This window comes from Mycobacterium sp., assembly GCF_019243155.1.
Lineage (GTDB): Bacteria > Actinomycetota > Actinomycetes > Mycobacteriales > Mycobacteriaceae > Mycobacterium.
On the sequence record NZ_JAFAUS010000482.1, the window covers coordinates 1 to 7,619 of the forward strand.

At 64.9% G+C, this 7,619-nt stretch carries 6 protein-coding genes and 1 pseudogene; 3 read left to right on the forward strand and 4 right to left on the reverse strand.

Annotated elements, in window-relative coordinates:
* Positions 1-374 precede the first annotated feature (374 nt).
* The 4 genes from JOZ00_RS24230 to JOZ00_RS24245 form a co-directional block, all read right to left on the reverse strand.
* Positions 375-1,550, reverse strand: coding sequence for an NAD-dependent formate dehydrogenase (locus JOZ00_RS24230; protein WP_293349226.1), 1,176 nt, complete (start codon positions 1,548-1,550; stop codon positions 375-377).
* A gap of 102 nt (positions 1,551-1,652) precedes the next feature.
* Positions 1,653-3,038, reverse strand: a complete 1,386-nt coding sequence (locus JOZ00_RS24235; protein WP_293349228.1) for an NAD(P)(+) transhydrogenase (Re/Si-specific) subunit beta — start codon at positions 3,036-3,038, stop codon at positions 1,653-1,655.
* Positions 3,031-3,348 (reverse strand): NAD(P) transhydrogenase subunit alpha, encoded by a 318-nt coding sequence (locus JOZ00_RS24240; RefSeq protein ID WP_293349231.1) that lies wholly within the window; start codon positions 3,346-3,348, stop codon positions 3,031-3,033. The genes JOZ00_RS24235 and JOZ00_RS24240 overlap by 8 nt, the downstream gene beginning before the upstream one ends.
* Positions 3,345-4,439, reverse strand: a complete 1,095-nt coding sequence (locus JOZ00_RS24245) for a Re/Si-specific NAD(P)(+) transhydrogenase subunit alpha (RefSeq protein ID WP_293349233.1) — start codon at positions 4,437-4,439, stop codon at positions 3,345-3,347. The genes JOZ00_RS24240 and JOZ00_RS24245 overlap by 4 nt, the downstream gene beginning before the upstream one ends.
* Before the next feature lie 188 nt (positions 4,440-4,627).
* On the opposite strand from JOZ00_RS24245, the gene JOZ00_RS24250 reads away from it, so the two are divergent.
* The 3 genes and pseudogenes from JOZ00_RS24250 (at position 4,628) to JOZ00_RS24260 (ending at position 7,606) form a co-directional block, all read left to right on the forward strand.
* The gene (locus JOZ00_RS24250) at positions 4,628-5,656 is read left to right on the forward strand and encodes a 2-dehydropantoate 2-reductase (RefSeq protein ID WP_293349235.1); all 1,029 of its coding nucleotides are present in this window, start codon (positions 4,628-4,630) and stop codon (positions 5,654-5,656) included.
* A gap of 17 nt (positions 5,657-5,673) precedes the next feature.
* A pseudogene (pyk, locus tag JOZ00_RS24255) lies at positions 5,674-6,678 on the forward strand (pyruvate kinase); the annotation flags it as partial.
* 208 nt (positions 6,679-6,886) lie between these two features.
* Positions 6,887-7,606 (forward strand): GntR family transcriptional regulator, encoded by a 720-nt coding sequence (locus tag JOZ00_RS24260; RefSeq protein WP_293349237.1) that lies wholly within the window; start codon positions 6,887-6,889, stop codon positions 7,604-7,606.
* The last annotated feature ends 13 nt before the right edge of the window (positions 7,607-7,619 follow it).

The following is a 7,619-nucleotide window of genomic DNA, read 5'->3' on the forward strand; positions in this document are numbered from 1 at the left end:
ACGGCGCCGGACGCTCCAACCGCCCCCGCGAACCAGCCACCACCGGATCGCGCGGCACGCGAGTTGCCACCATGAATTCTTTCCCCGCTTCCGTACTGCCGACCGGTAGTCATCGCCGTCGCAAATGCGTATTTAGCATACAGTCCACAGCATCCAAGCAGGTGACTATCGCCATGTGAAACCCGCCGGATTCCATCGACAGAAGTGGCGTTGCATACAAATACCGATTGGGCCCGCGCGGGTGCAAGCGAGCGACACCTGGGCGCACAGTTACGGGGTTGGCGAGCGGACCGAAGCCTGCTCGCCAACCCCGCGAATCAACCGCTCAACCCGAAACTGCGTCGGGGAGAGGTGTTGTGGTGGATCAGCCGGGACTAGGCAATACCGGATGCGACTTTCGCGGTGTACGACCGCGCCCCGACACCGGCCAGCGCGCCACCGTCGACGATGAGGTACTCGTCACGGATCGGCTTACCGGAGAAGTAGCATTCCAGGATTTCCCGGGTGCCGGCCGCATACCGGGCTTGTGCCGACAGCGAGGAACCCGAAATGTGGGGGGTCATTCCGTGATGGGGCATGGTGCGCCACGAGTGGTTGGCCGGCGCCGGCTGCGGGTACCAGACGTCGCCCGCATATCCCGCCAGCTGGCCATTCTGCAGCGCGCGAACTATGGCGTCCTGGTCGCAGATGAGCGCTCGCGCCGTATTGATCAGGTACGCACCGCGTTTCATCGTCGCCAGCAGCTTCTCGTCGAACAGCCCGCGCGTCTCGGGGTGCAGGGGAGCGTTGATGGTCACGACGTCGAGGTGCGGCACCATGTCCTGCACGCTGGGGTGGAAGGTCAGGTTCAATTCCTTTTCGACCTCGGCAGGTAGCCGGTGCTTATCGGTGTAGTGCAGGTGCACGCCGAAAGGCGAGAGGCGACGCAGCACCGCGAGCCCGATCCGGCCGGCCGCGATGGTACCGACGTGCATGCCCTCGAGGTCGTAGGAGCGCTGCACACAGTCGGCAATGTTCCAGCCGCCCTTGACTACCCATTGGTAGGACGGAAGGTAATTGCGGACCTGGGAGAGGATCATCATGACCACGTGCTCCGCGACGCTGATGCTGTTGCAGAACGTGACCTCGGCGACGGTGACGCCGGCGTCGATCGCCGCGTCCAGGTCGGTGTGATCAGAACCCACGCCCGCGGTGACCGCCAGCTTGAGTTTGGGTGCACGCGCGATGCGCTCGGCGGTCAGATATGCGGGCCAGAACGGTTGCGAGATAACTACTTCGGCGTCGGCGAGGTGTTTGTCGAAGGCCGAGTTCTTCCCTTCTTTGTCCGAGGTGACGACCAACTCGTGGCCAAGGCCCTCGAGGTAGGAACGCAGGCCCAACTCACCGGAGACGCTACCCAGCAGCGCACCGGGGGTGAAGTCGATTGCCGAGGGTGTCGGCAGCGTCTGGCCGTCCGGGTAGCTGTCTAGATGGGGCAGGCCGTCGCGCGGGTACTCGGTGGGATAGCCGCTTACCGGGTCGTCATAGAGGACGCAGACCACTTTTGACATGGGATTCAATTCCTTTCTCAACGCCGAAGATCGGCTTCTTCTCCTGCCGTCACGCGGGCGTGGCGGTCAAGTGCGTATCCGCGCAGGCGTAGTCCCACGCAGTCACAGGACCTTGAGCTCCTCCGTGATCTCGGCGACGGAGGACTTCGCGTCACCGAAGAGCATCGAGGTCTTTTCGTTGAAATACAGCTCGTTTTCGATGCCGGCGAAGCCGGGATTCATCGACCGTTTGAGGACAATGACGGACTTGGCCTGGTCGACGTCGAGAATCGGCATGCCGTAAATGGGCGAGGCCGGATTCGACCGTGCCGCAGGGTTTGTCACGTCGTTGGCACCGATCACCAGGGCGACGTCGGTCCGGCCGAACTCGCCGTTGATCTCGTCCATCTCTTTGAGCTGCTCGTAAGGTACGTCGGCCTCGGCCAGCAAGACGTTCATGTGCCCGGGCATGCGGCCCGCCACGGGGTGGATGGCGTGCCTCACCTGCACACCGCGCCCGGCAAGCAAGCCGGCCATCTCGCGCACCGCGTGCTGGGCCTGCGCAACGGCCATCCCGTAACCGGGCACGATGATCACCTGGCTGGCGTAGCCCATCTGCATCGCCGCATCGGCGGCGCTGGTCTGCCGCACGGTCTGGTCTGCGGGTCCACTCCCGGCGTACACGGCGGCGGTACCGCCGAATCCGCCGGCCACGATGGCCGGGATCGAGCGATTCATGGCCTTGGCCATCAGGTTCGTCAGAATGGTGCCCGAAGCGCCGACGATCATGCCGGCGACGATCATCGCCGTGTTGTCCAGCGCGAGCCCGGTCGCCGCGGCCGAGAGCCCGGTGAGGGCGTTGAGAAGCGAGATCACCACCGGCATGTCGGCACCCCCGATGGGCAACACCACCATCACGCCGAGCACGGCGGCGAACAGCAGGACGCCGACGAGCATCATCTCCGCACGCTGGCCGGTCCCAATCGCGCCCGCACAGGCGACCGTGGCGACCAGCAACAGGAGGTTGAGCGGCTGCTGCCCGCGGCGCAGCCCAATTGGCCTGCCCGGCAGGACTTCCTGCAGCTTTCCGAAAGCGATCAGCGATCCCCAGAACGACACCGATCCGATGATTGCGGCGAACAGCGATGCGATCGCCACATACGTTGGGGCCGAGGCGAAGCCGTGGCTGTCGCGAAACTCCACCCACGAAACCAAGGCCACCGCGCCGCCGCCGACCCCGTTGAACAGCGCTACCATCTGCGGCATCGCGGTCATCTTGACCCGCTTTGCGGCCGGTACGCCGACCACCGATCCCAGCAGCAGTCCGAGGGCGATCAACAGCCAATTGCTCGTCCCGGGCGTCAGCAGCGTGGCGACGATCGCGACCGCCATGCCGACGCCGGCGATGAGGTTACCGCGCGCTGCGGTGCGGGGTCCCGTCAGTCCGGTCAGGCCGTGGATGAACAGCGCGAAGGCGACGATGTAGAGAAGCGCGATGAGTTCAATCACGGGCGGAGACAGCCTTTCCCGTTGGGGCGCCGGGCTTTTTCTTGAACATGCCGAGCATGCGGTCGGTCACCAGGAACCCGCCCACGACATTGATCGCACCGAACGCGATAGCGATCACCAGGAGCACGCGGTCGAAGGCATCTGTCGTCGAGCGGCCCAGCAGTACCAGTCCGGCGAGCAGCACGATGCCGTGAATAGCGTTGGTGCCGGACATCAGTGGGGTGTGCAGGGTGTTGGGCACTTTTGAGATCACCGCGAAGCCGACGAAGCCCGCCAGCACCAAAATTGCCACGTTGGCCAGAAGTGTCATCGGGTCTCCGTCAACTCGTCGCTGGTTTTGGTGACGCAGCAGGCGCCAACGATCTCGTCGGACAGGTCGAGCGCGCCCCCGTCGCCGGAGAGCATGTGTTCGAGCAGGGCCGCGACATTGCGCGCGTAGAGCTCGCTGGCGTGTTCGGGCATGGTGGCCGGTAGGTTCAGTGGTGCGGTGACTGTGACGCCGTGGCGGATTACCGCCTTGCCGGGCACGGTGAGCTCACAGTTGCCGCCGGCCTCACCGGCGAGGTCGACGACTACGCTTCCCGCCCGCATCAGGCGCACCGCATCGGCGGTGACCAATTGCGGTGCGGGACGGCCTGGTACGAGCGCGGTGGTGATGACCGCATCGAAACCCCCTATCGCCTCGGTCAGGCGCCGTTGCTGTTCGGCCTGCTCCGCGAGCGTCAGGGCGCGGGCGTAACCGCCTTCGCCGGCAGCCGTTACGCCGAGCTCAAGCCATGTGGCGCCCAGCGACTGGACTTGTTCGGCGACCTCGGGCCGCACATCGAATCCAGTGGTGCGGGCGCCAAGCCTTTTCGCCGTGGCCAGTGCCTGCAGTCCGGCGACTCCGACGCCGAGGACCAAAACCGTTGCCGGCTTTACCGTTCCCGCGGCCGTGGTCATCATCGGGAAGAATCGGGTGCAATACTGCGCCGCGCACAAGACCGCCTTGTATCCGGCGACATTCGCCTGAGATGACAGCGCGTCCATGGTCTGGGCGCGTGAGATCCGGGGCACGGCTTCCATCGCGAATCCGTGCACGCCGGCCCGTTGTAGTTGCTCGCCGATCTCCGGCCGGGTGCGCGGTGCCAGGAATCCGATCAGGCGGGACCCGGGTTTCATGCGTCCGATCTCCACACCCGTTGGCGGGTTCACCTTCACCACGACATCGCACGCCCACGGATCGCCGATGGCCGCCCCTGCTTGGCCGTAGTCTTCGTCACGGATCAATGCCTGATCTCCGGCCCCGGCCTCGACGACGAGGTCGTGGCCGGCCGCCCGGAGGCGTTCAACGACCTTGGGCACCAAAGCCACTCGCCGTTCGTCGGCGGCGGTTTCGCGAGGCACTCCGATGACAGCCATATCCCTCTTTCTTGGCCGGGTCGGGGTATAGCGCCCGAACGGCTCGGATTTGGTCGCAGTGCCCCACGGCCCGCTCAAATTGCACTGGTCTACAACATACAAGCTCGGCATACTGTATGCAATGATGGCCACGTGACTGCTTTTGGGTCATTTCGGATGATTGCAGACCCGATGCGACAGGAGAGATTATGAGGATTGCAGTCGTTGGCGCCGGGGCGATCGGCGCCTATTGGGGCGCCGCGTTGCACCGCGGCGGTGCCGAAGTCCACTTGATCGCGCGAAACGAAAACTTGCGCGCCATCAGGAGAAACGGCGTCCGCGTGATCAGCCCGCGCGGCGACTTTCTGTCGCATCCCCACGCGACCGACTCGCCCGCCGAGATCGGACCGGTCGACTACATCTTCTTGGGGCTCAAGGCCCACAGCTACCCGACGTGTGGTCCGCTGGTCGAACCGCTGCTCGGTTCCGATACCGCAATCGTGGCCGCGCAGAACGGCATTCCATGGTGGTATTTCCACGGGCTCCAGGGTCCCTATCAGGGACACCGGATCGAGGCAGTGGATCCCGGTGGCGCGACCAGCGCCGTGCTGCCTCCGCACCGGACCATCGGTTGCGTGGTCTATCCGGCAACGGTGCTCGAGGCTCCCGGTGTGGTACGGCATATCGAAGGCACGAGATTCTCCATCGGTGAGCCATCCGGCGAACAGTCCGAGCGGTGTAAGGCGTTGAGTCAGGCCATGATCGCGGGCGGCTTAAAATGCCCCGTCGAAACCGACCTGCGTAACGACATCTGGATCAAGCTGATGGGCAACGTCGCGTTCAATCCCCTCAGTGCCCTCACCAGGGCGACGATGGTGGAAATGTGCCAGCACCCGAACACCAGGCAAGTGGTGATAAGCCTGATGGAAGAGACCCTCGACATCGCCGCCAGATTGGGTTCCACGCCGGACATCTCGATCGAGAAGCGGCTGCGGGGCGCCGAAAACGTCGGCCATCACAAGACCTCAATGCTGCAAGACCTCGAGGCGGGCAAGCAGTTGGAGTTCGACGCCATCGTCTCGGCGGTGGTCGAGCTCGCCGATTTGACCGAGGCCGCGGCGCCGACCCTGCGCACAGTCCACGCCGCCACCGAATTGCTGGCCCACACCAGCGGACTGGCGCCGTCCCACAGTCGTGGCGGCGCCGTGTACGAACAATCCCAATCGGCTCTGCGCTAAGGGAAAGGAAACCTGTGATGCGTACAACCAAGATCGTCTGCACACTGGGACCCGCGACTGCCACCGCCCCACGTCTGACCGAAGTCATCGATGCCGGAATGGATGTCGCGCGACTGAATTTCAGCCACGGGACGCACTCCGAACACCTTGCGTTCTATGACCTGGTCCGTCAGATCGCTGCTCAACGCGGTCGCTCGGTGGTGGTACTCGCCGACCTGCAAGGCCCCAAGATCCGGCTCGGGCGGTTCGCGGCCGGGCCGGTGGTGTGGAGTGTTGGCGAGCAAGTCGCGATCACCACCGAGGCCTGCTCGGGTGATCACGATCGGGTGTCCACCACCTATGACGGTTTGGCCTCGGACGTGAAGGCCGGAGATCGGCTGCTTGTCGACGACGGCAAGATCGACCTGACGGTGATCGACGTCAACGGCTCCGACATCACCTGCGAGGTGATCCACGGCGGACCGGTCAGTGATAATAAAGGCATCTCACTGCCCGGGATCGCGGTAAGTGCTCCGACGCTGTCGGACAAGGACATTGAGGATATGAAGTTCGCCCTCAACCTGGGAGTGGACATGGTTGCCATGTCGTTTGTGCGCGCTCCTGAGGAGGCGCAGTTAGCTCACGTCCTCATGGATGAGGTCGGCAGGCGCGTGCCCGTGATCGCCAAACTGGAGAAACCGGAGGCGGTTTCGTGCTTGCCGGCGATCGTCGGGGCGTTCGACGGGTTGATGGTGGCCCGTGGTGATCTCGGTGTCGAGATGCCTTTGGAGAAGATCCCATTGGTCCAGAAGCGAGTCATCCGTCTGTGTCGCGATGCGGCGAAACCGGTCATCGTGGCCACTCACATGCTCGACTCGATGGTCTCCGACCGGCGTCCGACCAGGGCCGAAGTGTCCGACGTGGCCAACGCGGTGCTCGACGGCACCGACGCGGTGATGCTGTCGGCCGAAACCAGCGTCGGGGCGTATCCGGCGCACGCCGTCGCGACGATGGCACGCATCGTCGAGGAGGCCGAGGAGGCGCTGCACCGCGGTGAATCGCCGTACTGGTCCGGTCGCCTCGATGGCGACCGCGACATGTTGGGGGACGCGATGTTCGCGGCGGCGCGCGCGGCGCGCTGAGGAGACTATCCGTCTCGGGTTTGCGCATAACCGGCCCGCCAGTGGGTAATACACCCGCGGTCGTGTTCGCCCGAGCGGCCCACTGATCCCGACCCCAAGGACTTGTGCGATGCAACAGTCCATGCTGACCCTCAATCCGGCGCGCGATCCGGTGGTGGCTGGTTCGCGGGGGCGGTTGGAGCGTCCGGCGCCGTTGCGGGAGGCGGCCTATGAGGCGCTGGTGGAGATGATCATCCTGCGCGAGTTGCAGCCGGGTCAGCATCTGGTGGAAAACGAGTTGGCCGCCCAGCTCGGCGTCAGCCGCCAGCCGATCCGAGAGGCCTTGCAGCGCTTACAAAGCGAGGGCTGGGTCGACCTGCGCCCAGCGTTGGGCGCGTTCGTACACGAACCCACCGACGCCGAAGCCGACGAACTGCTCTCGGTGCGCACCCTGCTAGAAGCCGAATCGGCACGCCTGGCCGCGCGCGCGGCCAAACCCGACCAGATCGAACACCTCTGGCACCTGCACCACGTTGGGGAACAAGCCCTCGCCGGCGGCGACAAAGACGACCTGGTCGCCGCCAACGACGCCTTACACACCTCGATCGTGGCCATGTCCAACAACAGCGTGCTGGCCAACCTGATCGCCCAGGTCGCCCGCCGAGTGCGCTGGTATTACCAACCCATCGCCTTGACCCGCGGCAAAGACGCCTGGGACGAACACGCCGAACTGATCACCGCCATCGCCGCCCGCAGCGGCAAACGCGCCGGCGACCTCATGCGCCGCCACACCGAACGCACCCGCGAGATCTACCACCAACGCCGTCAAGAAGCCGACGGCGCCGCCTGATCCACCACCGACG

What these genes read in the sequence shown, in the direction of transcription:
- JOZ00_RS24250 (WP_293349235.1), top strand. Translation starts at nt 4,628, where the DNA reads ATGAGGATTGCAGTCGTTGGCGCCGGGGCGATCGGCGCCTATTGGGGC.
- JOZ00_RS24230 (WP_293349226.1), bottom strand. Translation starts at nt 1,550, where the DNA reads ATGTCAAAAGTGGTCTGCGTCCTCTATGACGACCCGGTAAGCGGCTAT.
- JOZ00_RS24245 (WP_293349233.1), bottom strand. Translation starts at nt 4,439, where the DNA reads ATGGCTGTCATCGGAGTGCCTCGCGAAACCGCCGCCGACGAACGGCGA.
- JOZ00_RS24260 (WP_293349237.1), top strand. Translation starts at nt 6,887, where the DNA reads ATGCAACAGTCCATGCTGACCCTCAATCCGGCGCGCGATCCGGTGGTG.
- JOZ00_RS24240 (WP_293349231.1), bottom strand. Translation starts at nt 3,348, where the DNA reads ATGACACTTCTGGCCAACGTGGCAATTTTGGTGCTGGCGGGCTTCGTC.